Source organism: Pelagibacterium lacus, assembly GCF_003345525.1.
In the GTDB taxonomy this organism is placed as follows: Bacteria; Pseudomonadota; Alphaproteobacteria; order Rhizobiales; family Devosiaceae; genus Pelagibacterium; species Pelagibacterium lacus.
The window spans coordinates 1-22,072 of the sequence record NZ_QQNH01000009.1 but is presented as its reverse complement, the minus strand read 5'-3'; the positions used below and the strand labels follow the sequence as shown (position 1 = coordinate 22,072).

Annotated in this window: 21 protein-coding genes and 2 tRNA genes; 11 read left to right on the top strand and 12 right to left on the bottom strand. The window is 63.8% G+C overall.

Translation table 11 applies throughout. From position 1 onward, the window contains the following. Positions 1 to 10 precede the first annotated feature (10 nt). The 7 genes from DVH29_RS08400 to DVH29_RS08370 form a co-directional block, all read right to left on the bottom strand. Positions 11 to 991 (bottom strand): phosphotransferase enzyme family protein, encoded by a 981-nt coding sequence (locus DVH29_RS08400; RefSeq protein WP_114645731.1) that lies wholly within the window; start codon positions 989 to 991, stop codon positions 11 to 13. Positions 992 to 1,052: 61 nt separating this feature from the next. After that, positions 1,053 to 1,129: transfer RNA gene (locus DVH29_RS08395), tRNA-Pro, on the bottom strand. Positions 1,130 to 1,254: 125 nt separating this feature from the next. Next, the gene (locus tag DVH29_RS08390; protein WP_114645730.1) at positions 1,255 to 2,679 is read right to left on the bottom strand and encodes an O-antigen ligase family protein; all 1,425 of its coding nucleotides are present in this window, start codon (positions 2,677 to 2,679) and stop codon (positions 1,255 to 1,257) included. Continuing rightward, the gene (locus DVH29_RS08385; RefSeq protein ID WP_147276043.1) at positions 2,676 to 4,133 is read right to left on the bottom strand and encodes a DUF4185 domain-containing protein; all 1,458 of its coding nucleotides are present in this window, start codon (positions 4,131 to 4,133) and stop codon (positions 2,676 to 2,678) included. Before DVH29_RS08385 ends, DVH29_RS08390 begins: the two co-directional genes overlap by 4 nt. An 8-nt stretch (positions 4,134 to 4,141) precedes the next feature. Beyond that, on the bottom strand, positions 4,142 to 5,656 hold the full coding sequence (locus tag DVH29_RS08380; protein ID WP_114645728.1) for an undecaprenyl-phosphate glucose phosphotransferase: 1,515 nt from the start codon (positions 5,654 to 5,656) through the stop codon (positions 4,142 to 4,144). Between the two features lie 95 nt (positions 5,657 to 5,751). Beyond that, positions 5,752 to 6,843: a glycosyltransferase family 4 protein gene (locus DVH29_RS08375; protein WP_147276042.1), complete on the bottom strand. Its 1,092-nt coding sequence runs from the start codon at positions 6,841 to 6,843 to the stop codon at positions 5,752 to 5,754. 36 nt (positions 6,844 to 6,879) lie between these two features. Then, positions 6,880 to 7,431, bottom strand: a complete 552-nt coding sequence (locus tag DVH29_RS08370; protein ID WP_147276041.1) for a polysaccharide biosynthesis/export family protein — start codon at positions 7,429 to 7,431, stop codon at positions 6,880 to 6,882. 130 nt (positions 7,432 to 7,561) lie between these two features. On the opposite strand from DVH29_RS08370, the gene DVH29_RS08365 reads away from it, so the two are divergent. Then, positions 7,562 to 9,571: a GumC family protein gene (locus DVH29_RS08365; RefSeq protein WP_114645725.1), complete on the top strand. Its 2,010-nt coding sequence runs from the start codon at positions 7,562 to 7,564 to the stop codon at positions 9,569 to 9,571. Positions 9,572 to 9,578: 7 nt separating this feature from the next. Next, positions 9,579 to 10,625, top strand: coding sequence for a polysaccharide deacetylase family protein (locus tag DVH29_RS08360; protein WP_158541608.1), 1,047 nt, complete (start codon positions 9,579 to 9,581; stop codon positions 10,623 to 10,625). A 3-nt stretch (positions 10,626 to 10,628) separates the two neighbouring features. Here DVH29_RS08360 and DVH29_RS08355 read toward each other — a convergent pair whose 3' ends face one another. Further along, on the bottom strand, positions 10,629 to 10,835 hold the full coding sequence (locus tag DVH29_RS08355) for a DUF2842 domain-containing protein (RefSeq protein ID WP_158541607.1): 207 nt from the start codon (positions 10,833 to 10,835) through the stop codon (positions 10,629 to 10,631). A 140-nt stretch (positions 10,836 to 10,975) separates the two neighbouring features. On the opposite strand from DVH29_RS08355, the gene DVH29_RS08350 reads away from it, so the two are divergent. The 3 genes from DVH29_RS08350 to rpsI all read left to right on the top strand — a co-directional run bounded on the left by DVH29_RS08350 (position 10,976) and on the right by rpsI (position 13,110). After that, entirely contained in the window at positions 10,976 to 11,989 is a 1,014-nt protein-coding gene (locus DVH29_RS08350) for a COX15/CtaA family protein (protein ID WP_245944927.1), read from the top strand. A gap of 175 nt (positions 11,990 to 12,164) precedes the next feature. Beyond that, positions 12,165 to 12,629 (top strand): 50S ribosomal protein L13, encoded by a 465-nt coding sequence (gene rplM, locus DVH29_RS08345; RefSeq protein ID WP_114645722.1) that lies wholly within the window; start codon positions 12,165 to 12,167, stop codon positions 12,627 to 12,629. A 1-nt stretch (position 12,630) separates the two neighbouring features. Further along, positions 12,631 to 13,110, top strand: a complete 480-nt coding sequence (gene rpsI, locus DVH29_RS08340; protein ID WP_114645721.1) for a 30S ribosomal protein S9 — start codon at positions 12,631 to 12,633, stop codon at positions 13,108 to 13,110. A gap of 75 nt (positions 13,111 to 13,185) precedes the next feature. Here rpsI and DVH29_RS08335 read toward each other — a convergent pair whose 3' ends face one another. Next, a complete protein-coding gene (locus tag DVH29_RS08335) occupies positions 13,186 to 13,590 on the bottom strand; it encodes a hypothetical protein (protein ID WP_114645720.1) in 405 nt (134 codons plus the stop codon). A 194-nt stretch (positions 13,591 to 13,784) separates the two neighbouring features. On the opposite strand from DVH29_RS08335, the gene DVH29_RS08330 reads away from it, so the two are divergent. The 4 genes from DVH29_RS08330 (at position 13,785) to DVH29_RS08315 (ending at position 18,450) form a co-directional block, all read left to right on the top strand. Then, entirely contained in the window at positions 13,785 to 14,414 is a 630-nt protein-coding gene (locus DVH29_RS08330; RefSeq protein ID WP_114645719.1) for a TetR/AcrR family transcriptional regulator, read from the top strand. Between the two features lie 36 nt (positions 14,415 to 14,450). After that, a complete protein-coding gene (ilvC, locus tag DVH29_RS08325) occupies positions 14,451 to 15,470 on the top strand; it encodes a ketol-acid reductoisomerase (protein ID WP_114645718.1) in 1,020 nt (339 codons plus the stop codon). A gap of 134 nt (positions 15,471 to 15,604) precedes the next feature. Further along, a complete protein-coding gene (locus DVH29_RS08320; RefSeq protein ID WP_114645717.1) occupies positions 15,605 to 16,498 on the top strand; it encodes a PhzF family phenazine biosynthesis protein in 894 nt (297 codons plus the stop codon). 398 nt (positions 16,499 to 16,896) lie between these two features. Beyond that, the gene (locus tag DVH29_RS08315; protein ID WP_114645716.1) at positions 16,897 to 18,450 is read left to right on the top strand and encodes a 2-isopropylmalate synthase; all 1,554 of its coding nucleotides are present in this window, start codon (positions 16,897 to 16,899) and stop codon (positions 18,448 to 18,450) included. Between the two features lie 51 nt (positions 18,451 to 18,501). On the opposite strand, the gene DVH29_RS08310 is transcribed toward DVH29_RS08315, so the two are convergent. After that, positions 18,502 to 19,314: a leucyl/phenylalanyl-tRNA--protein transferase gene (locus tag DVH29_RS08310; protein WP_114645715.1), complete on the bottom strand. Its 813-nt coding sequence runs from the start codon at positions 19,312 to 19,314 to the stop codon at positions 18,502 to 18,504. A 210-nt stretch (positions 19,315 to 19,524) separates the two neighbouring features. Here DVH29_RS08310 and msrA point away from each other — a divergent pair, with 210 nt between their 5' ends. Beyond that, on the top strand, positions 19,525 to 20,136 hold the full coding sequence (gene msrA, locus DVH29_RS08305) for a peptide-methionine (S)-S-oxide reductase MsrA (protein WP_114645714.1): 612 nt from the start codon (positions 19,525 to 19,527) through the stop codon (positions 20,134 to 20,136). Between the two features lie 99 nt (positions 20,137 to 20,235). Continuing rightward, a tRNA-Lys gene (locus DVH29_RS08300) sits at positions 20,236 to 20,311 on the top strand. Between the two features lie 28 nt (positions 20,312 to 20,339). On the opposite strand, the gene DVH29_RS08295 is transcribed toward DVH29_RS08300, so the two are convergent. After that, positions 20,340 to 21,518, bottom strand: coding sequence for a site-specific integrase (locus DVH29_RS08295; protein WP_245944926.1), 1,179 nt, complete (start codon positions 21,516 to 21,518; stop codon positions 20,340 to 20,342). Between the two features lie 106 nt (positions 21,519 to 21,624). Next, positions 21,625 to 21,843 (bottom strand): hypothetical protein, encoded by a 219-nt coding sequence (locus tag DVH29_RS08290; RefSeq protein ID WP_114645713.1) that lies wholly within the window; start codon positions 21,841 to 21,843, stop codon positions 21,625 to 21,627. Positions 21,844 to 22,072: the final 229 nt, after the last annotated feature.

Here is a 22,072-nt window from a genome sequence, read left to right as displayed (position 1 = left end):
AGACGTTTCTCTACCGATCGATCGTGCCGCGCGTTAAGAAGCGCTCGGCCATTTCGGCCGTGCCAAGCGCGTAGGTGGCGTGCAGGCTGCGGGCCAGGTCGGTTTCCGCGTGCGAGCCCGTCCAGGCGAGCAGCGCCATGCGGCGCAGCAGCACCATGCAGTCGAGCATGGCTTCGTGCGGGGGCGCGAAGGCCCTGACGCGGCGATAGCCCTCCAGCCAGGCCGCGCGCAGGGCAGGAACGGTTTCGCTGTCCTCGAAGAACGAGACGGCAGCGCCGAAATCATAGCCGAACCAGCAATAGCCGCAGTCGTCGAAATCGATCAGCCGCGTCACGCCATCGCAGACGAGGAGATTGGCGAGGCGCATATCCGCATGGATGAGCCCGAACCGGTCGCGGCCCATGCCATAGGCGGCGAGCCGGTCGCGCAGGGCGGCGTCGAGCCGGGCGACCTGCCGATAGACTTCGCCAGAGACCCCCGGTGCCTTGCGCCAGTCGCCCCAGATGCCGTCGGGATCGAGGATGGCGGGGGCGGTCCAGGTCTGGCGGAAAAAGGGTTTTGGCGGCGTCCACGCCATCACATGCGCATGGCAGCGCGCCGCCAGCTCGCCGAGCTGCGCGAAGATGGGGGCGAGGTCGTCATCCTCCCGCGGCTCCCAGCCATCCTCGAAGGCAAAGGCGACCATGTGGCGCGTGTCCAACGGGGTAAGGAACGGCGCGGCCTGGACGAGAGCCCCGTCTGCGCCGGGCAGGGGGCGGGGGGTGAAGAGGCCAGCATCGCGGCGCAGCGCCTGCATCCAGGCCAGCTCGCTCTCTATGCCGAGCCGGGTGTGATAGCCGGGACGATGAACGCGCAATATGGCCCGGCGGCCATCGGGACGGTCGAGGCGGAAGGTGTGGTTTTCCGAAAGGTTGACCAGCGTCGTCGCGCTGCCGGCAAAGCCGGACCAAAGGCCGAGCGCCCTGTCGAGCTCGCCCCATTGCGAATCCATTTCCCCTCCCGATGCAGACGAAAAAGGCCCGAGGCATGCGCCTTCGGGCCTTTTTGATGAATGGTCGGAGCGGCCGGATTTGAACCGACGACCCTTTGTCCCCCAGACAAATGCGCTACCAGGCTGCGCTACGCCCCGATTGGGTTCTCACCTACAGAAAGCCTCGCCGGAGTGCAAGCCGTCCCAGTGCAAATTTTGTCATATGCGGTCGGAACATCCCGCTTCGATCCGCCGTTTAGATTCAATTGCGCAATCGGGGGACGTCAAATGCCCATACTCGTCATCATTCTTCTGGCCCTGCTGATCGGCACGGTGGGTTTCTGGGATGCGCTCGGCGCGATTCTGGGGGCGGTGGCCTTGCTGGTCCTGTTCTGGATTCTCGTCGCCGTGACCGTGGTCATCGTCGGCGTCTGGCTCATAGGACGCATCCGATCCTGACCCCGGCGCGCGCGCGACCGCGTACCAAAGCCCGCATTTGAGATGTTGAGACCCCAAATCAGCCCGAACATCAGCCACATATGGCGCCAATGTTCGCCTTCGTGCAGCGACGCGCAGAGGACAATGCCGATGAGAGACCATAACAGGACGATCACGATCGGGTCCTGCGTCTGCCGGTAGTTGCGCAAGGACACGATGACGCTTCCCACGGCCAGCGTGACCCAGGCGATGCCGCCGCCCCAGCCATAATTGACGAAGGAACTCAACCAGATGTTGTGGATGGGCTCGGGAAAGATCTTCTCGAGCTGGATGACGCCCAGTCCGATCGGGTCCTGGACGATCATCGGCACGACCTGCAGATAGCGCCCGTATCGGCCGTCCTCTCCGAGGTCATAGGCCTTGGCGAAGGTCAGGCGATCCAGGAGCTTTTCCGTAAAATCGGCCGAGGTGAGGCTGGCGATGACGAAAAGCGCAAGGCCGGCGGCCAGCAAGCCGCCCACGATCATGAGCAGGCGTCGCGGGCTCCGGCGATTCTGGTAGAAGATATAGGCAAATATGCAAAGCAGCGCCGCGACGATGGCGATGCGCGAGAACGAGAGCAGGATGCCCAGCAGGATGATGCCCATGGCGCCGAGCACGAACCATCTGCCGGAGCGCGTACGGGGGACCAGATAGGCGCAGAACATCAGGGCCGGGATCAGGAAGGACCCATACATGTTGGGGTCGTCGATCAGGCCCTTTGCGCGGCCGTCCCAGGTCAGCAAGGGATGTTGTATGAGAAAGCCGGCCGTGCCCAGTATCGAGGCAATCACGCAGGAGACGATATAAACCTTCATGAAGGTTTCGAAGTGCCGGCGGCTCCAGCTCATCGACACCACGCCGCCGATGACGCCGATCGAAATGGCAAAGCTCTTGGCCAAAAGCTCGAAGGCCACGAATTCCTCGCCGATATGGGGCAGCGAGGCGATGAAATAGGAAACCGCCCAGGCGCCGAGAATGAGGATCAGGTGGATCGAGCGGCGCGTCACCAGCTTTGTCCTGAATAGTGTCAGGTGGAACAGGGTGATCAGCAGCGACCCGATGAACAGCAGATCGACCGGGGAAGGCCGCATCAGCGTGTAGTTCATCGCCAATATGGCAATCAGAAAGACCAGGTTTCGCGTCGCGAACGTAACGAATCTCAGGTTCTTGAGACTGATCGTCGTGTCGGTGTTCTGCGTGTCGCCATAGGACGAGATGGCCTGGCTCATGGCAGAAGCCCGTAGCCGAGCCGGTATTCCATGGCGCCGCGCCCTTCGCAGTCCGAGGCGCTGGAAGCGAAATGGGTCTCCATCTTTACATTGACGCAGCGATAGACCGGCACCGTGCCTGGCTGTTCCTCCCCATAGAGCCAGCCCGCGGTGCGCTGCCAGGCATATCCCCCGGTTTCGCAGTCGCGCTCCTCGGCGAGCACATGATCCAACCGCCCGGACACGTCCCTCGAGCACTCGGCGATTTTGACGCCGGCTGCGTCTTGCGGCGGCTGGGTCAGCATATAGGCCACGATGGCATCGCGCCGGTAGCCAAGCAGATCGCCCGTCAACGGTCCGGTGGAGGTGACATGGGTCGCATGGAGAGGGGCCGTCCAGCGGGTGAGGGCCACGCCGGCCTGCACGGCAAGCGGCCGCGCTTGCATGGAGAGCGCCACCTCGCGATGCACCAGATAGCGGCTTTCGAACCCCTTTCCCGGGGGGATGTAGATGTAGCTGAGCACAAACCGGTCATCGACGGCGTTGCTGCCGTCCTGGGGATTCACGATGGTGATATAGGCGATGAGATCGGTATCGGCCGGCCGGTCCCAATCGGACCCGTCAACGGCGATGAGGGGTTCCTCGATATCGACGAAGGAAACCTTGTCCGCCGAAAGCGACAATCGGAGCCCGCCGAACCATGGATCGTTGGTGATGGTGGCGACCCTGTCGTGCTGCGTCAGGTAACCGGCGCCCGGTCCCAGAAAGCCGATGGCCGTTGCCTCGCCGTCCAGTCCCGGTTCGGTCCAGCCGCCCTCATGAAATTTGTGCCACACCGCCGGCTCGGCCGCACGGGCTCGGGCCGCGATCGTCTGCCAATCGGAATTGCGCAGGCAATAGGCGTAAAGATAGCCGTCCATCCCATCGACCATCGTGCAGTCGCCCTCGCCGGAGGTCGTTCCAGGGCGTGGCGAATCCGGTCCGGTAATGACCGTGCCCAGATCCGTCCAGGTCAGCCCGTCATCGGTCGATGTCGCGATTGCCATCGTCTTGTCGGTCTGTCCCTGCGGGCCGTAGTCGCAGATGCTTTCCTGGTGCACGAAACCAAGGACCGAGGCACCGGAACGGATGGTGGAAGTCAGCCAGCGTCCGCACTCGCTCTCCTCGCCCGGTTGGCCGGCCTGCAGAACCTCGCGGCGCGGACCGCTCAAATCCCACAGGCTGGCGCCGTCGATGGCATAGGTCGAACCGTTGGCGCTGAAGCCGCGGAAGGACCCGTCCCTGAGCTGCAGGGACGTGAAAGGCGCGTCCAGTTCGTCGGGGAAGGGACCCCGAACCACCACGGGTGGCCCGACCCGGACCTCCATGCATTCGATGCAGAATTCACTATCGGCCCGGGCGGTGTCGGCGAGCATTGGCAGGCCCAGAAAGGCAAGGGCAGCCAGTCCGGCGAAACGCAGCGAGGCATGAGTCATGTTCATCCTCAGTAGGCGTTCTCTGAATTGAACAGGCTGACCGGCGTCATGACGACGATGTAGAGATCGAACAGGATCGACCAGTTCTCGATGTAATAGAGGTCATGGTCGACACGGGCCATAAGCTTTTCGACCGTATCGGTTTCGCCCCGCCAGCCATTGATCTGCGCCCAGCCGGTGATGCCGGGCTTGACCTTGTGGCGGGCGAAATAGCCATCCACGGCCTCATGATAGAGCCGGTTGGCGGCCTTGGCCTGCAGGGCATGCGGGCGCGGGCCGACGATGGACAATTCGCCCTTGAGTACGTTGAAGAGCTGGGGCAGTTCGTCGATCGAGGTCTTGCGGATGACGCGGCCGACGGGAGTGACGCGCGGATCGTCGCGGGTCACGAGCCTAGAGGCCTTCGCATCGCTCATGTCGGTGTACATGGAGCGGAATTTGTAGACGTCGATCAGTTCGTTGTTGAACCCGTGCCGTTGCTGCCGGAACAGGATCGGGCCCTTGCTCGTCGCCTTGATGGCGATGGCGGTCGCCAGCATCACCGGCGAGAGGAGGACGATCGCGGCCAGGGCCACGGTCCTGTCGAACACCCATTTGAAGACGAGGTTCCAATCGGAAATCGGCCGGTCGGCGATGTCGAACACCGGCAGGTCGCCAACATAGGAATAGGTCTTGTCGGTGAAGCGCAGCTTGCTCATATGCGCCGAGAGGCGGATATCGACGGGCAGCACCCAGAGCTGGCGCAGCATTTCGAGCACGCGGGCCTCCGCCGAAAGCGGCATGGAGACGATGACCAGGTCGATGCGGGCCCGGCGCGCGAATTCCACGAGATCGGCCACGCGCCCCAGCTTGTAGAGCCCGCCGATCTGCTCGGGCGAGCGGGCGCCGTCGCGGTCGTCGAACAGCCCGATGAGCTCGATGTCGCTCGAGGCGCCGCGCGATATGGTGTCGATAAGCGCCTCCGCGTCCGGGCCGCCGCCGACGATGACGGTGCGGCGCTTGAGCTTGCCCTCGGCGGACCAGCGCATGATCAACGCACGCAGGCCGGTGCGGAGCACGATGAGCATGATCGAGCCGCTGAGGAACCAACTCACCAGCCAGACGCGGGAAATGGACTCGCCCGCCTTGAGGACGAACAGCACGACGAGCGCGGTGGCGAACACCCCCGACCAGCCCGCCAGCACGCGCCAGATCTGGGCGAACTGGGTGCGGTAGGAGGCGATGCGATGGGTCCGCGCGATGTTGAAGGCGATATTGGCGGCCAGCACCATGCCCAGGATCAGCGGCAGGTAGATGCCGGCATCGGTAAAGGCCAGATAATAGGCATAGATGCCGATGCCCAGGATGAGGAGGGCGCCCGCTTCGACGATCTGGGCGACTCCCGACACCACCTTGTGCGACAGGCCGGGCTGGATATGGGCGCGCATGAAGGCTTCGGCCCGGCTCGACAATGTACTCGCTCGCTCGCCGCCCGGCTTGTCCAGATGACTGAGCACGGCTTCTTTTGGGTCGACCCGATACATTGGCCCCACGCCCTTACGCAAAACACAAAGGATACTGGTGCGAAACTAGGCCCAGAGAGGTGAAGACTCGGTGAAAGCGGGGGATACAGATGTTTCTATTGCGCCAATTGGCGGTAAAGGCTTTCGACCTGGTCGGCCATGGTCCTGAGCGAGAAGCGATCCCGGATGAAGGCCAGGCGCCGCACCGCCGCCGCTTCGTGCCGGGAAGGGTCGGAGAGCCAGTCCGCCATCGCGGTCCGCAGGGCCTCGACCTCGTCGGAGGCGATGAGATCATCGGCGGTGGGGCCGAAGATTTCCGGAATGCCGCCGACCCGGGTGGCGATGACCGGCCGGCCGGCGGCAGCCGCTTCGAGCACGATATAGGGCAGGGATTCGGCGCGGGACGGAACCACCACGCAGCGCCCGCGGGCGAACATCTGGCGTGCGGGCTGCACGCCGGCGAGGGTGACCCGGCCCGACAGCCCGAGCGCCTCGATGCGCGCCGTCAATCCGTTCCGATCCGGCCCGTCACCGGCCATGACCAGCGTGGCCGGGCGGCCATCGGCGGCCGCGAGCGGGGCCAGCGCCTCGACCAGCAGGTCGATGCCCTTGAGCATGCGCAATTCGCCGACATAGACGAAATCGGCCGCGTCGTCGGTGGGGATGACCGGCTCAAATTCGGCGGGGGCGAGGCCGTTGTGGATGACCGGCGCGGGGCAGCGCGGAACCGCGACCTTGTCGGCGAAAACGTCCTTCGCGTAGGCGCTTTCGAAGACCACGGCGTCGCTGGCCGGCAGCAGAAGCCGTTCGATCTGCATGAACAGGCGCCCCTGCAGCGATCTGGGATCGAAATGCAGGGCCCCACCATGAGGGGTGTAAAGCGCCTTCGGATCGGATTTACCGAGCCGCGCCATCCGGGCGCAAAAGCCGCCCTTCGCGCCGTGGCCATGCAGAATCGAAACATCCAGTTCCCGGGCCAAGCGCCTGATTTTCAACGGTGTCGTGGCGTCGCTCATGCCGAGGAGGCGCGGGATGGGCAGGCGGTGGATGCCGAGGCTGGCATGGGTGGCGAGGCTGTCGAGGCGATCCTGGGTCGCCGCATCGCCGCTGCCGCTATCGGCGACGATGCCGATGGCATGGCCGCGCCGGGCGAGTTCGACGGTGAGATCGGCGACATGGCGGAACAGCCCCCCAACCGGCGCGCGCATGATCTCCAGAATGCGAAGGGGGCGCTCCGGCACCGCTTAGAACCAGCGTTCGGAAACGACGATGGTATCTCCGGGCAGGATGGGGAAATCGAGCCCGACATTGCCCTTGACCATCTCATTGCCCTGGCGGCGATAGATGGTGACGGTGTCCCGGCTCGCGGTTTCGGTGAAGCCGCCCGCCGCGCTGATCGCGGCACGCGCGGTCATGCCGTAGACATAGGCGAACTGGCCGGACGAGCCCACGGCGCCCTGAATGAAGAAGGGACGGTATTCGGCCACCTCGACCGCGACATTGGGGCTGCGCAGATAGCCGGCGGCCAGTTTGGACGCGATGCGGCCGGTCAGGTCCTGGGTGGTCGAACCACGGGCGGGAACGCTGCCGATCAGCGGCATGGCGAGATTGCCGGCATCGTCGATGCGATAGGTGTTGGTCAGGCTCTCGTCGCCATAGACGCTGACGCGCAGCACGTCGCCGCTGTCCAGCCGGTAGGGGCCGGCCTGCTCGACGAGATAGGTCGCCGACGAGCCATGGGCGCAGGCTCCCATAACGAGAGGCAAGAGCAGCAGGACAGATCGCAAGAGACGCATGGCAGACCCCAGATTCAGCCCGTCCACATGTCACACGCTATCGTTAAAATCCTCTTATCGCAGGCCCTGCCTTAACCGAATACTTACCATGCCCCCGCCATAACGCAGGGTATAGCAGAGGATACGGTCTATGTCTGATTTCGCACATCGGGGTGAACTGCCCGAAGCCAGCATCGATGTGGGGCTGATCCTGCGCGCCCTGGGCAAGGCGTTGCCGCGCATGGCTCTCGTCACCGTATTGCTGTGCGGACTGGCCTATGCGGTGCTGCTTTTCGTGCCCAAGTCCTATGAATCGCGGGCCGAACTGCTGGTGGAGCCGCGTGGAAATCCCATATCGGCGAGCACGATTTCCAATGGACCGGAAGCCTATCTCATCGACGAGGCCGCCGTCGCCAGCCAGATCGAGCTGATCAAGTCGCGCGATACGATCCGGGCCACTATCGACGCCCTTGGGCTGCGCGAGGACCCCGGGTTTGCCGGGCGGAGCGACGAGCAGATCATCGCGACCATCGCCGATGACCTCGCCGTCTCCCAGGAGCGGTCCTCGCGCCTGATCGCCATCGCCTATCGCTCCGGCGACCCCGACCTCGCCGCGCGGGTGGCCAACGGCATCGCGGTGGCCCATATCGGCCGCCGGGCCGGCCAGCAGATCTCCGACACCATCGAAACCACCGGCTGGCTGCAGGCGGAAATCGAGCGGTTGCGCGCCGAAGTGGTCGCGGCCGAGCGGGCCATCGCCGAGTTCCGCGTGGCCAACGACCTGTTTGTCGGGGCGAACAATGAAAGCCTCACCAGCCAGCAGCTATCCAATTTCTCCGCCCAGATCACCGCGGCGGCCGAACGGCGCAACGCGGCGCAATCGCGGGCGCAACTGATTCGGGCCTTGCTCGAATCCGGCCAGTCGGTGACCGGTGTTTCGGACGTGCAGGCCTCCTCGGTCGGCCAGCAATTGAGCCAGGAAGTGGGCCGCCTGCAGGGCGAGCGCGCGCAGCGCTCGGCGACGCTGCTGCCCAACCATCCCACCATCCGGGCGCTCGATGCCCAGATTGGGGAAATCGAATCCCAGATCGCCGCCGAGGGTCGGCGCGTGGCATCGGCGCTGGAAGCGCAGGCGCAGATCGAGGCCGATCTCCAGGCCTCCCTCGAAGCCGAGCTCGAACGCCTCAAGGTGACGGCGGGCAACGATACGCGCGACGGGGTGGCCCTGGCCGAACTCGAGCGCGAGGCTTCGGCGCAGCGCGAACTGCTCAATGCCTATCTGTTGCGGCTGGCGGAAGCCACGGCCCGCTCGGACGTCAATTCGGCGCTGCCCGATGTGCGCATGGTCAGCGAGGCGGCGCCCCCGGTGCGGCCGGCCGCACCGCAAATCCCGCTGATCCTCATTTCGATCGGCATCGTTTCGGTGCTGCTGCAGGCGGGCGCGGTGATCTTTAGAGAATTGCTGTCGGGCCGGGCGTTGGTGGAAAAGGACGAGCCGGAAGCACCATACGTCGCGGACGCGGCGGAGCCGGCCAGCGCCGAACCGGTTGCGTCGGTGGTGAGCATCGCCGAGGCGCCGGAAAAGGACGCGGAATCGGTACCCTATGCGGTGCCGGTCGATATGGAGCTCGATGCCATCGCCGCCTCGGTGGTCGCCGGTATCGACAGGGTTTTGGTGGTCGCAACGGCCGATAAAGCCACGAATGGCCAGGGCTTCGCCGAACGGCTTTCGGCGCGTCTGATCGGTGATGGCATCAGCGTGGCGGAGATCGACGCCGCCAGCGGCGCGCCGGGCATCGAATTGGGGCTGACCGATCTTTGCGCCGAGGCCGCCGATTTCGGCGATGTGGTGCACCGGGGCGGCGACAAGGGTCAGTTCGCTTATGTGCCCTGGGGGCAGGCGGAAAGCCTGGCGCTGCATTCGCCGCGCCCCGTGACGCTGGTCGAGGCCTTGTCCGATATCTATGAATGCGTGGTGGTGGTGACCGGCCAGACGGGTACGGGATCGAGCCTGCCGATGTTTGCCGGGACCGGCGCGCGCTGCCTGCTGCTCTGCCAAGATGCCGCCGATTGCGATGCGATCGAGCGCGACGTGGCCCAATTGGGCTTTGCCCGGATCGACCGCATCGCCCTGCCCAGCGGCAGGGCGCGGGTGGCCTAGCGGACGCATGCCGAAATACGGCCTCTATAGAGCGGCGTTCGAGATGCTGGCGCTTCCCGGCGTCGCGGCGGCGCTGCGCCGCCGGTCGGCGGCACGGGGCGTGATCTTCACCCTGCATCGCGTATTGCCCACGCGCCCGGCGGCCTTCGCGCCCAATGCCATATTGCAGATCACCCCGGATTTCCTCGAAGCGGTGATCGGCAAGGTGCGGGCAGCGGGGTTCGAGATCGTCGATCTCGACGAGGCGCTGCGCCGGCTCGAAGCGCCTCAGGCCAAGCCCTTCGTGGTGCTCACCTTCGATGACGGCTATCGCGATAATCTCGAATACGCCTTGCCGGTGCTGGAGAAGCACGGAGCACCCTTCACGCTCTATATCCCGACGGCGCTGGTCGACGGCGTGGGGCTGGTGTGGTGGCAGGCGCTCGAAGACATCATCGCCGCCCACGACCTCGTGACCGTCGATCTGCCGGAAGGGCCGCATTATGGCGATGCGGCGACGCTGGCCCAGAAGAACGCCACCTTCGCCTTTGCCTATGAGCGCTATCGCAAGATGCCCGAGCCCGAGCGCGAGGCATCCATCCGCGCCCTGGCCGAGCGCTATGGCTTCGACCTCGCGGCTCATTGCCGGTCGCTGATCATGGATTGGAGTGAGCTCAAGCGATTCGCCGACCATCCCCTGTGCACTATCGGCGCGCATACCGTGCATCATTTCGAGCTGTCCAAGCTGCCCCCGGCCGAGATGCGGGCGGAAATCGAGCATTCGCGCAGCGTGCTGGCGGCCCAGTTCGGCCAAACCCCGCGCCATCTGTCCTACCCGATCGGCGGGGTGGCGGCGGCCGGGCCCCGGGAATTCGAGGCGGCCCGCGAGCTGGGATTTGCCTCGGCGGTCACCACCCGTCCGGGCGGGCTCTACCCCGAGCACGCGGCGCATGCGACGGCGCTGCCGCGTATTTCGCTCAACGGATTGTTCCAGCGCAAACGGTTCATCGACGTCCTGATGACGGCGGAGGTCTTTACCCTGATGCGGCGCGGGCGGCGGCTCGATATCGCCTGACGGTCAGGCGTCGGGGCGGGACATCCAGCGGATGATCGCCATGGCGGGAAAGATCCAGGCAAGGCCGAACAGCACGAAGAAGGCCAGATGAACCAGGGTCGGGGCGTCGAGCAGGAAGAGCTCATAGGCCCACATGCCCAGCGTGGCCCATATGATGAGCGAGAGAATGGAAAAGGCCGTTCCCCATGCCTTGCGCTGCCGTTGCGTCATCTCTCGCTCCTGCCTGCGGCGTTTGATATCATTGCCATCAAGATCGTATCCCATTAGCAGTTCGGCTCAGTTTGACAACTCCGGTACATCCTGTGACTGCCATCACTTCTCCCAGCGCCGTTGCGCTGGATCATGACCGTTTGAAGCCCGTCCGCATCTGGCTCTACTGCCTTGCGGCCTTCGTGCTGCTGATCGTTGTGGTGGGCGGTGCAACGCGGCTGACCGAATCCGGGCTTTCGATCACTAGCTGGCGGCCGATCTCCGGCATCATCCCGCCGCTGTCGGACGCCGACTGGCAGATCGAGTTCCAGGCCTACCAGCAGATCCCGCAATACGGCCTCGTCGAAGCCTGGATGGGCATGGACGATTTCAAGTTCATCTTCTGGTGGGAATGGGGACACCGCTTCCTCGCCCGCATGCTCGGCTTCGCCTTTGCCGTGCCCTTCGTCATCTTTCTCATCCAGAAGCGCATTCCGAGGACCATGGTCTGGCCGATGGTCGGCCTGTTCCTGGCCGGCGCCTTTCAGGGCTTTCTCGGCTGGTGGATGGTCTCCTCGGGGCTTTCGGAACTGACTTCGGTTTCTCAGTACCGGCTCGCGGCGCATCTGATGGCGGCCTGCGTCCTGATGATGGCGCTGGTGTGGGTCGCACGGACGCTCGAACCCGTGGATGCGGGGGAAAGACCGGGAACCGGCTGGATGGTGGCGAACTGGGGGCTGGTAGCTCTGGTGTTTCTCCAGATCGGGGCAGGGGCGCTGGTCGCCGGGCTCAATGCGGGGCTGATCTACAACACCTGGCCGCTGATGGACGGCGCGATCATCCCCAGTGGCCTGTTCTCCCTCGACCCGGCCTGGCGGAACATGTTCGAGCATCTGATGACCGTACAGTTCAACCACCGCAACCTGGCCTATCTGGTCGCGCTCTATGCGGTGATCGTGTGCTGGGTCGGGCGCAAGAGTTTTGGATTTTCCGGCGTCCATCGCTGGGTGCCGCGCATCGGGGTGCTGGTCATACTGCAGGTGGGCGTTGGCATTGCGACGCTGCTGTCCGTGGTCAATATCCCTATCGCGCTGGTGCATCAGGCCCTGGCCTTCACCATTGCCGCGATGGTGGTGGCCTATCTCTCTGATATGCATAGGCTTTCGAGGCGGTAGTATTATACCGCAGTCGTAAAGTGCTGTTTTTAAATAGCTTTTACTTGGCGCTTGACGGCAATCGAATCCGCCTGTAAGACGCGCGTCGAATTGGTCGAACCGCAAGGGACGGCCTGGGAACAGCCGCCGGTTTCGGCGGCGTGTTCGCACAAGAGATCTGTCAAGGAACCAAGCAATGAAAACCTACTCGGCCAAGGCTGGCGAGATCGAGAAGAAGTGGGTTTTGATCGACGCCGAGGGCCTCGTCGTCGGTCGCCTCGCGGCGATCATCGCGACCCGTCTGCGCGGCAAGCACCTGCCGACCTTCACCCCCAACCAGGACATGGGCGACAACGTCATCGTCATCAATGCCGACAAGGTGAAGTTCACCGGCAAGAAGCTCGACGACAAGCGCTTCTACTGGCACACCGGCTATCCCGGCGGCATCAAGGACCGCACCATGCGCGAGATGCTCGAGGGCCGTTTCCCCGAGCGCGTCGTGGAAAATGCCGTGCGCCGCATGATGCCGGGCGGCCCGCTGACCCGCGCCCAGCTCAAGAACCTGCGCGTCTTCGCCGGCTCCGAGCATCCCCATGAAGCCCAGCAGCCCGAAGCCCTCGATGTTGCAGCGCTCAACACCAAGAATGTGAGGGTGAAGTAATATGTCCGAGATCATCAATTCCCTCGAAGACCTGGGCACGGCAACCGACGCCGTCGCCAATGACGCGCCGGTCTACACCCAGAAGCTCGACACCTATGGCCGCGCCTATGCCACCGGCAAGCGCAAGGACGCCGTGGCCCGCGTGTGGGTAAAGCCCGGTTCGGGCAAGATCACCGTCAACGGCAAGGAATTCACCGCCTATTTCGCCCGTCCGGTCCTGCAGATGATCCTGCAGCAGCCGATCGTCGCGGCCGAGCGCGTCGACCAGTACGACGTGATCGCCACGGTGGCCGGCGGCGGCCTCTCCGGCCAGGCCGGTGCGGTTCGCCACGGCATCTCCCAGGCGCTGACCCATTACGAGCCCGAACTGCGCAGCGTGCTCAAGAAGGGTGGTTTCCTCACCCGCGACAGCCGCGTGGTGGAACGCAAGAAGTATGGCCGGGCCAAGGCTCGCCGCTCCTTCCAGTTCTCCAAGCGCTGAGCGTTCTGGTTTCGCATATCGAAAAGGGCCGTCCTTCGGGGCGGCCCTTTTTTCGTTTGGAAACGCCCGATTCGGTCAGCGCGGCATGTCGGGGCAGACATAGGGGACGGGGGCGACCGTATAGCGCTTCTCGACGGTCTCCTCGCCCAGATGGAGGGCGAGGATCAGTTCGGCCTCGTTGAGCTCGACGATATCGGCCTCGATGGTCATGGTGTCCTCGACCCAGCTCAGGGAATCGTCGCCGGTCATCTGCCAATTGGAAAGGCGATAGGTTTCCCAGCAGGAGTCCTGGAGCATGGTGCCTTCCGAAAGGAAAAGGATCATCGATCCGGGCAGGCCGAAATCCTCCTGGGGCTGGACCCAGAACCGTTCGGTGAGCGAGTCGCCGATCATGGGGGCGAAGGTAATGTCCTCCTGCGCTGCGGCGGGCAGGGTGGAGAGGATGAGGGCAGCGGACAGGGCGAGCGGCAATTTGTGCATGAGAAGCCTCGGACGACGATTTGCCCCAGCTTCGAACGCAACAATGCCGAATCTATGACGGCGGCGGCGCGCAAAATCGGGCTTGAAATATACCGAACCGTACCGTACGGTACGCCGCGTTCAAGGGCATCCGCCCGCCAGTGCGGAAGGATGCCGAAGCGCTGTTCTACACCACAGACCGAAGAGATGCCACCTTGGCTCCGCCAACCCTGACGATCAGCGACGATACGCTCACCGACCGCCAGAAAGACGTGCTCGACGCGGCGCTTGCCCTTCTCGTGCATGGTGGGGACGGGCTGACCATGACGGGCGTCGCCCGCCGGGCCAGTTGTTCCAAGGAAACGCTCTACAAATGGTTTGGCGACCGGGACGGGCTGCTGACCGCCACCGTGCAGTGGCAGGCCTCCAAGGTTCGCATGGTTCCGGTGGACCGGGAAAGCCTGGACGGCCGCACCCTGGCCATCGCGCTCGAAAAATTCGGGCGCGACTGGCTGAGCGTCCTGACCGGCGACATCTCGGTGGCGCTCAACCGGTTGGCGGTGAGCCATGCGGGGCAGGAAAAGCGCAATCTGGGCCGCATCGTCCTAGAGAACGGCCCCATCGGCATGTCCAAGCGGTGCAAGCCGCTGCTGGAGGCCGCGCGCGAGGCCGGACTGCTGAGGTTCGAGGATTCGGACCAGGCCTTCCGGACCTTTTTCGGCCTCGTGGTGCGCGACACGCAGATTCGCATGCTGCTGGGCGAGCAGAGGCGGCCGACCGAAGAGGCGATCGCCACCCAGGCCCGGCGGGCGCGGGAACAGTTTTTCACGCTCTACGGAGCATAGATTTCAATCAACCCAAGCGAGCTAGGGGAGCAACCAATGCGCGTTTATTACGATCGGGACGCCGATCTCAACCTCATCAAATCCAAGAAGGTCGCCATCATCGGCTATGGCAGCCAGGGCCGCGCTCATGCGCTGAACCTCAAGGATTCGGGCGTGACCGATATCGCCATCGGCCTGCGCCCCGGCTCCTCGACCGCCAAGAAGGTCGAGGCGGACGGGCTCAAGGTGATGAGCGTGGCCGAAGCGGCCGCATGGGCCGATTTCATGATGATGGCGACGCCGGACGAATTGCAGGCCGACATCTATCATGACGACATCGCCCCCAATATCCGCGACGGCGCGGCGCTGGCCTTCGCCCACGGCCTCAACGTCCATTTCGGGCTGATCGAGCCCAAGGCCACTGTGGACGTGGTGATGGTGGCCCCCAAGGGCCCCGGCCACACCGTGCGTGGCGAATATGAGAAGGGCGGCGGGGTGCCGTGCCTGATCGCCGTCCACCAGGACGCTTCGGGCAATGCCCATGACCTCGGCCTTTCCTATGCCTCAGGCGTGGGCGGCGGTCGCTCGGGCATCATCGAGACCACCTTCAAGGAAGAGTGTGAAACCGACCTGTTCGGCGAGCAGGCCGTGCTGTGCGGCGGCGTGGTCGAATTGATCCGCGCCGGGTTCGAAACCCTGGTCGAAGCCGGCTATGCACCGGAAATGGCTTATTTCGAGTGCCTGCACGAAGTGAAGCTGATCGTCGACCTGATCTATCAGGGCGGCATCGCCAACATGAACTATTCCATCTCCAATACGGCGGAATGGGGTGAGTACATCTCCGGCCCCCGCATCATCACGGCCGAGACAAAGGCCGAAATGAAGCGGGTGCTCAACGACATCCAGTCCGGCAAGTTCACCTCCGAGTGGATGCAGGAATATCGCGCCGGCGCCGCGCGCTTCAAGGCCATCCGCCGCAACAACGACGCCCACCAGATCGAGGAAGTCGGCACCAAGCTGCGCGACATGATGCCCTGGATCAAGGCGGGCGCGCTGGTCGACAAGTCGCGCAACTAACCCCTTCCGGTTGCCAGACCCTGAAACGGCCCGCCTCTGCGCGGGCCGTTTTGTTTCGTGGCCGCGATGGGTGCCAGGAGCAGGGCAGGTGTGCTAGACATCGCCGATCGATGGCGTTGGCGGACACAGGGCCCATGAAGCTTCCTTACTATCTTCTCGACGTCTTCACCCGTGACCGCCTGTGCGGGAACCCCCTGGCCGTGGTGCTCAAGGCCGACGAATTGTCCGGCGCGCGGATGCAGACCATCGCCCGGGAATTCAACCTCTCGGAAACCGTGTTCGTGCTCGCGCCGCAGAATGAGCGCCACGCGGCGGCCCTGCGGATTTTCACCCCGACCACCGAATTGCCGTTCGCGGGCCACCCGACCATCGGCGCGGCGGTGCTTCTGGGGCTGCAAAGCAGGCTCAGCGCCGTGCGCCTGGAACTGGGCGTCGGGCAGGTGACGGCGGTGATGGAGCGGGTGGACAAGAGGACCGGTGAAGCCAAGTTCTCGCTGCCGCACCTTCCGGCCAAGGTCGCCGACGTGCCGCACAACGCCCAGGTGGCGGCCCGGTTCGGGCTCGTCGAATCCGATATCGGCTGCAACGGCATGATGCCGGGGCGGTATTCGGCCGGATTGCCATTCTATCTGGTGCCGGTCCGCGACGCCCGTGCCCTCGAGGCCATCACGCTGGAACGGCGCGGATGGGACCAGACCTTCCCCGGCGATCACAACGCGGCCTATGTCTTCACCGCCACGCCCAATGAGCGCAACAACGACTACGCGGCGCGCATGTTCGGGATAGGCCTGGGGGTCGGGGAGGACCCGGCCACCGGCTCCGCCGCCGCGGCGCTGATCGGGCTGCTGGCCGAGCAGGGCGGCTATGGGGACGGCCATCACGCCGCGCGGGTGCGCCAGGGCCGCGAGATGGGACGGCCCAGCGAGATCGGAATCCAGTTCAATATCGATCAGGGGCAGCTCCGCCATGCGGGGATCGGCGGGGCCGCAGTGGTGCTTGCCGAGGGCATGATCGATCTCGATGAGTAGTTTTGTCCTCCCACAGGGCTGAAATCGCCAGGAAGACGCAATTTTTCTCCTACGGCGTCCAGGCAAAAGGGGTTGCAACCCTGACATAATTGGCTCATTGTAATCGTGTTGTAGAACAGAAGGTCAAGGCCGTATCGATGCGCCGCAGTCCTAACCGCGCCGTCGCCATAGCCGCCAGCAAGCAGAAGGCTTTGCGGGCTCGTCTCGTTCTGGGTACGGGCCTGTTGTTCTCTGCCACGCTCCTCCTTCTCCTTATCAGCCCCTGATCACCGGCAGTTCGCCTTGCAGCGAACGGGTCGTCAGGGGATAGTGCCACACCACCGAACATCGATACTGTCCGGTCGCGACTGCCGCATTCCGATCCATTTTTGCGCAGGGGCCGAGTAGGGAAAGACAACATGAGTACTCAATCCAATACCGATCGCGTCTATATTTTCGACACCACCCTGCGCGACGGGGAGCAAAGCCCCGGCGCGACGATGACGCTGGACGAAAAGCTCCAGGTCGCCGAAATCCTCGATGCCATGGGCGTCGACATCATCGAGGCCGGGTTCCCCATTGCCTCGAACGGGGATTTCGAGGCGGTGGCCACCATCGCCAAGCGGGCCAAGAAGGCCGTGATCGCCGGGCTGGCCCGCGCGATTCCCGCCGATATCGACCGGGCCGGCGAAGCGGTGCGCTTCGCCCAGCGCGGGCGCATCCACACTTTCGTCTCGACCTCCCCCATCCATCTGGCGCACCAGATGCGCAAGACCGAGGAGGAAGTGCTCGAAATCGTCACCAAAACCGTGACCCAGGCCCGCAATCTCATCGACGATGTGGAATGGTCGGGCATGGACGCGACCCGGACGCCGGTCGAATTCCTCGCCCGCTGCACCGAAGCGGCGATCAAGGCCGGCGCGACAACGATCAATCTGCCCGATACCGTGGGGTATTCAACGCCCGAGGACTATTACGAGCTGTTCAAGAGGGTGATCGAGATGGTGCCCAATTCGGACAAGGCGATCTTTTCCACCCATTGCCACAACGATCTGGGCATGGCGGTGGCCAATTCGCTGGCCGGGGTGCGAGCCGGCGCGCGGCAGATCGAATGCACGATCAACGGCATCGGCGAGCGGGCCGGCAATGCGGCGCTGGAAGAGATTGTCATGGCGTTCAAGACCCGGGTCGACGCGCTGCCCTTCCACACCAATATCGAATCCACCCATCTTTCGCGGGCGTCCAAGGTCGTGTCGGCGGCGGCCAATTTCCCCGTCCAGTACAACAAGGCCATCGTGGGCAAGAACGCCTTCGCCCATGAAAGCGGCATCCATCAGGACGGGATGCTCAAGAACGCTCTGACCTATGAGATCATGACGCCGGAGAGCGTGGGGATCAAATCCACCTCGCTGGTGATGGGCAAGCATTCGGGTCGGCATGCCTTCAAGCAGAAGCTGGCCGATCTCGGCTATGAGATGGCCGACAACCAGTTCCAGGAAGCCTTCCAGCGCTTCAAGGACCTCGCCGACCGCAAGAAGAACGTCTATGACGACGACATCATCGCGCTGGTCGATGACGAGATCGGCTCGAGCGCCGACCGGATCAAGCTGGTGGAGATGAGCGTCACCTCCAAGACCGGCGGCATTCACCGCTGCGAGCTCAAGGTCTCGGTGGATGGCGACCCGATCGAGGTGAGCTTTGACGGGACGGGTTCGGTCGATGCGATCTTCTCGGCCATCAAGGAAGCAGTCAAGGCCAGCCCGCATCTGGTGCTCTATGCCGTGGACGGCGTCACCGGCGGCACGGACGCGCAGGCCAATGCCCATGTGCGCCTTGAAATGAACGGCCGCATCGCGTCGGGCAATGCGACCGAGCCTGATACGCTGATGGCCTCGGCCCGCGCCTATCTCAACGCTTATAACCGCTTGCTGGTCGAACGCGGCGCGCCGGCCCAGGGTGCGCTCGCCGGCTAGGCAGTACGAAAAAGGCCGCTTTCGGGCGGCCTTTTTGCTACATGCGGAGGGTCAGGCGGGATCGCCCGATGGCGACCAGCCGGCGGTCTCGGCCAGGGTGAACCGGGCCTGCCATTTGCCCGTGCGCGCATCTCCCGCCGGGGTGGTCGCGAGGAATTCCTCATAGCTGGCGCGGGGCAAGGTGATGCCACCCAGGGCCTCGACCCAGGGCGAGATGATCTGGTGGTCGACCGCGGCAAAGCCGGCGTCGGCCAGATGGTGATACAAACTGACAATGGCGAATTTGGAGCCATTGTCGACGGTGTGGAACATGGAAAGGGCCGAAAAGACCGGCCCGGCCGTGACCCCGAAGACGCCGCCGACCAGCTGGCCGTCCTCGAAGACCTCGACCGAATGGGCGTGGCCCTCATCGTGCAGCCGCTGGTAGAGCGCCTGCGCCCCGGGGGTGAGCCAGGTGAGATTGAGCCCGTTGCGGCGCGGGGCGGCACAGCCTTCGAGGACGCCGGCGAAATCGGTGTCGATGGCGATGTGCATCCCGGTCTGGCGCATGGTGCGGCGGAAGCGCTTGGCGATATGCACGTCCGAGAGGCGCATGATGGCGCGATCGGGCGGCGACCACCATTTAAGGCTGCCCCAATGGCCCTGGGCATAAAAGCCCCGCTGCATGGCGGCGAGGACCACCGGGGTGCTGAGATCGCGCGCAAGGCCGGCGAGGCCCGGGGGGGAGGACTGGATCTTCTCGCTGCACGGAACCGGCTGCGGCGTCACGAGGCGATCGCGAATGATCCGGGCCAGCAGCGGTGGAACGTGCCGGATGCGCCGGGGCCGCAGCCAATAGGCCGTGGCCAGCGCAAGGCGCGACAAGGCTAAATCAGAGGACTGACGATGTATTGGCAAGAATGGCGTCCCCGGAGGGCATAGGCGCCCATAGTCACCAAGGGAAGCTACTCCTGAATCGTTTCCAGTGTCTTATCGCATCAATTGCAATTGCAGCTTCGGGGCTCCCATCACGCCGGTTTGATTTGCGGACGCGGCGCGGCGGGTTTCATCTGGAGGCCAAACCGGGAGGTTGTGATGAAACGCTCCTTCATCGCCGTATCGGCCACCGCGCTCGCGCTCATGGCGCTGCCGGCCAATGCCGCGACGGCTCTCTTTGCCGGCGGGTGCTTCTGGAGCGTGGAGGCCAATTTCGACAAGGTCGAAGGCGTCACCTCCACCCTATCGGGCTTGGCCGGCGGGCATGTGCCAAATCCCAGCTATGAGCAGGTGGTCTACTCCGATACCGGCCATTACGAAGTGGTCGAGATCGAATACGATCCCGAGATCGTCTCCTATGAGCAATTGCTGACGGTTTATTGGCACACCACCGATCCCACCGAAGGGCGCGGCCAGTTCTGTGACATGGGGCCGTCCTATCGCCCGGCGATCTTTGCCCTGACCGAGGAGCAGCGCGACATCGCCGAGGCCAGCAGGGCGGCGATCGCCGAGGAGAGCGGTTATGCGATCGTGACGGAAATCAAGGATGCGGCGCTGTTCTATGCAGCCGAGGAGTATCATCAGGATTTCCACATCAAGAACCCGGCGCGCTATGAGGCCTATCGGATTGGGTGCCGCCGCGACCCGGCCCTCGAAAGGCTTTGGGGCGACAAGGCCTATCTGGGGACGAGCGAGAATCCCTTCTCCTAAACGACCCGCAATTATTGCGACAAGATGGGTGGACAGCATCCCGAGCCTTTGATAGAGAGGCGCAATTCCGGCGGCGCACAGCGCGCGGCCGGGTCTCGTGGGTGTATAGCTCAGTTGGTAGAGCAGCTGACTCTTAATCAGCGGGTCCGAGGTTCGAGCCCTCGTACACCCACCAAAAACTCTAGGAAATCCGGGGGATTCTGCTACTTTTCTTTGTGGCTCCTCTCCCACCGGTTTCCAATCCGAGTAGATGGTTTCCAATTCGCGTTCTGTTCCTGTTCCAGAAACGAGGGCGCCACAGTGGACCAGTTCTCCTCAAGCCGGCGCATCGCATTCACCGCGAGTCGGCGTTTTTGAACGTCTCGCCCGTAGTGGCGCACCATCTCCGGGCTCATGTTCGTGATCGAGCCCACCTCCGCCTCGGTGCATCCCACCTCCAGCAGATTAATCACCGCATTCTTACGTAGGCCATGAAATACGATCCGCTCCTCGCGGAACCGTTCGAAAGGCTTGCCGCTCATCATGCGCTGCCACTCTGATCTGAACCCATCAGCAGTTTGATAAGGCAGTCCCTTGACCCCTAGGTGCAGGGCTCCGCTCACCACGGCAGCCCGTCCTCCAGCTGCGCGCTGTTCATTGGCGGCAACGTACATTTGCTCGGCCCGGGTCAACCACGGGCGATATTGAGAATGGACTGGTATCCACACGGTCTCACCGGTCTTTTGGGCCGTTACCGAGATGACGCCTTCATCAGCCTTCATTCTGGACATCCGCAAGACATCGCTCTGCCGCTGCCCGGTGAAGTAGGCTGACACGGCCGGTAGGAGCATGTTGAATGGAGCATGCTCGAACAGAATGTCGAAAGCCCATTCCGGCCACGGTGACCAGGGCTCGCCGCCGGGGATCTTCTCGGTGAACTGGACGGGGTTCGACGTGCAGAAGCCGCGCGGGATTCCCCAGCCCATCAGGCGGGACAGATAGGCGCGAAACTGGTTGGCAGTCGCTGGGGTGTCTCCCAGCGCATCAATCGCCTGCTGTGCGTCCACGGTGGTGAGTTCCTCTGGCAGATCAAAAGCCCAGGCGGCTTTGATCATCTCGCCAGACCGTTCGTAGCCGCGGCGCGTCGAGGGGGCGAGGGAAGTCCACACCGGGTTGGCGTCGTCATTAAATTTGTCGACCAGCGCGGTGAAGTCTTTCGCATCTTCGTGCTGGCGACGCAGCCAGGCAGCGTGGATTTTATGTGCCTTGTCCCAGAACTCCGCATCTTTGTGGCTCGGTAGGGCAGCACCATGCAGGAAAAAACTGTCTTCTTCTTTGGCTAGAAAGCCGCAAATCTCGATTGCCGCCGCAAACGTGGGCGCCAAAGGGTAAGGCAAGGGCAACGAAGGCCAAGCCTCCGGTGTATTTCGGTGCCTCGTGTAGAAATAGTACTCGGCGGGCTCCTTGCCTTTCCGTATCTTCGTGACCCTGTGCACGTATCTCGGGAGCTCAACCACTCCGGATTTCCCCGACCTTTTCACGGAACCGAGCCCCCATGCCGCTGGGCGCGGCGGAAATGCCGAGCGCCTTTTCCAAGTCGACACGATACCAAAATTTCCGGCGCTGCGATTCAATCACGCGCGGTTGTGGATAATCGGTGCCAACACGCTCCAGGAAGTCCTCAACGTGACGCTCCCCGCAGAATGCAGCGGCCATGTCGGCCAGCATGCGGGGAGGCCACGTATCGCTTGGAAAAGTTGGCGGACGCCGGCTCATCTCACCACCTCAGCGCGGCCACTATGGCATCCAAGACACCGTAGACGCCCAGGCCCACGGAAATGATGCCACACAGCAAAAGGAAACGGACCAGAACGCTCATGTGTCAACGGCGGGGTAAAAGTCGGCCATTGGGCGGCGCAAAACCAGGCCACTTGATGTTGGGGGTATCGAGCGCCGG

Excerpts from the sequence above, each read along its gene's own strand:
- DVH29_RS08360 (WP_158541608.1), top strand. The coding sequence starts at position 9,579 with ATGCCGAAATACGGCCTCTATAGAGCGGCGTTCGAGATGCTGGCGCTT.
- rplM (WP_114645722.1), top strand. The coding sequence starts at position 12,165 with ATGAAAACCTACTCGGCCAAGGCTGGCGAGATCGAGAAGAAGTGGGTT.
- DVH29_RS08355 (WP_158541607.1), bottom strand. The coding sequence starts at position 10,835 with ATGACGCAACGGCAGCGCAAGGCATGGGGAACGGCCTTTTCCATTCTC.
- DVH29_RS08315 (WP_114645716.1), top strand. The coding sequence starts at position 16,897 with ATGAGTACTCAATCCAATACCGATCGCGTCTATATTTTCGACACCACC.
- DVH29_RS08365 (WP_114645725.1), top strand. The coding sequence starts at position 7,562 with ATGTCTGATTTCGCACATCGGGGTGAACTGCCCGAAGCCAGCATCGAT.
- DVH29_RS08390 (WP_114645730.1), bottom strand. The coding sequence starts at position 2,679 with ATGAGCCAGGCCATCTCGTCCTATGGCGACACGCAGAACACCGACACG.
- DVH29_RS08385 (WP_147276043.1), bottom strand. The coding sequence starts at position 4,133 with ATGACTCATGCCTCGCTGCGTTTCGCCGGACTGGCTGCCCTTGCCTTT.
- DVH29_RS08290 (WP_114645713.1), bottom strand. The coding sequence starts at position 21,843 with ATGCTGGCCGACATGGCCGCTGCATTCTGCGGGGAGCGTCACGTTGAG.
- DVH29_RS08320 (WP_114645717.1), top strand. The coding sequence starts at position 15,605 with ATGAAGCTTCCTTACTATCTTCTCGACGTCTTCACCCGTGACCGCCTG.
- rpsI (WP_114645721.1), top strand. The coding sequence starts at position 12,631 with ATGTCCGAGATCATCAATTCCCTCGAAGACCTGGGCACGGCAACCGAC.
- DVH29_RS08380 (WP_114645728.1), bottom strand. The coding sequence starts at position 5,656 with ATGTATCGGGTCGACCCAAAAGAAGCCGTGCTCAGTCATCTGGACAAG.
- DVH29_RS08370 (WP_147276041.1), bottom strand. The coding sequence starts at position 7,431 with ATGCGTCTCTTGCGATCTGTCCTGCTGCTCTTGCCTCTCGTTATGGGA.
- DVH29_RS08400 (WP_114645731.1), bottom strand. The coding sequence starts at position 991 with ATGGATTCGCAATGGGGCGAGCTCGACAGGGCGCTCGGCCTTTGGTCC.
- DVH29_RS08335 (WP_114645720.1), bottom strand. The coding sequence starts at position 13,590 with ATGCACAAATTGCCGCTCGCCCTGTCCGCTGCCCTCATCCTCTCCACC.
- DVH29_RS08375 (WP_147276042.1), bottom strand. The coding sequence starts at position 6,843 with ATGCGCGCGCCGGTTGGGGGGCTGTTCCGCCATGTCGCCGATCTCACC.
- ilvC (WP_114645718.1), top strand. The coding sequence starts at position 14,451 with ATGCGCGTTTATTACGATCGGGACGCCGATCTCAACCTCATCAAATCC.
- msrA (WP_114645714.1), top strand. The coding sequence starts at position 19,525 with ATGAAACGCTCCTTCATCGCCGTATCGGCCACCGCGCTCGCGCTCATG.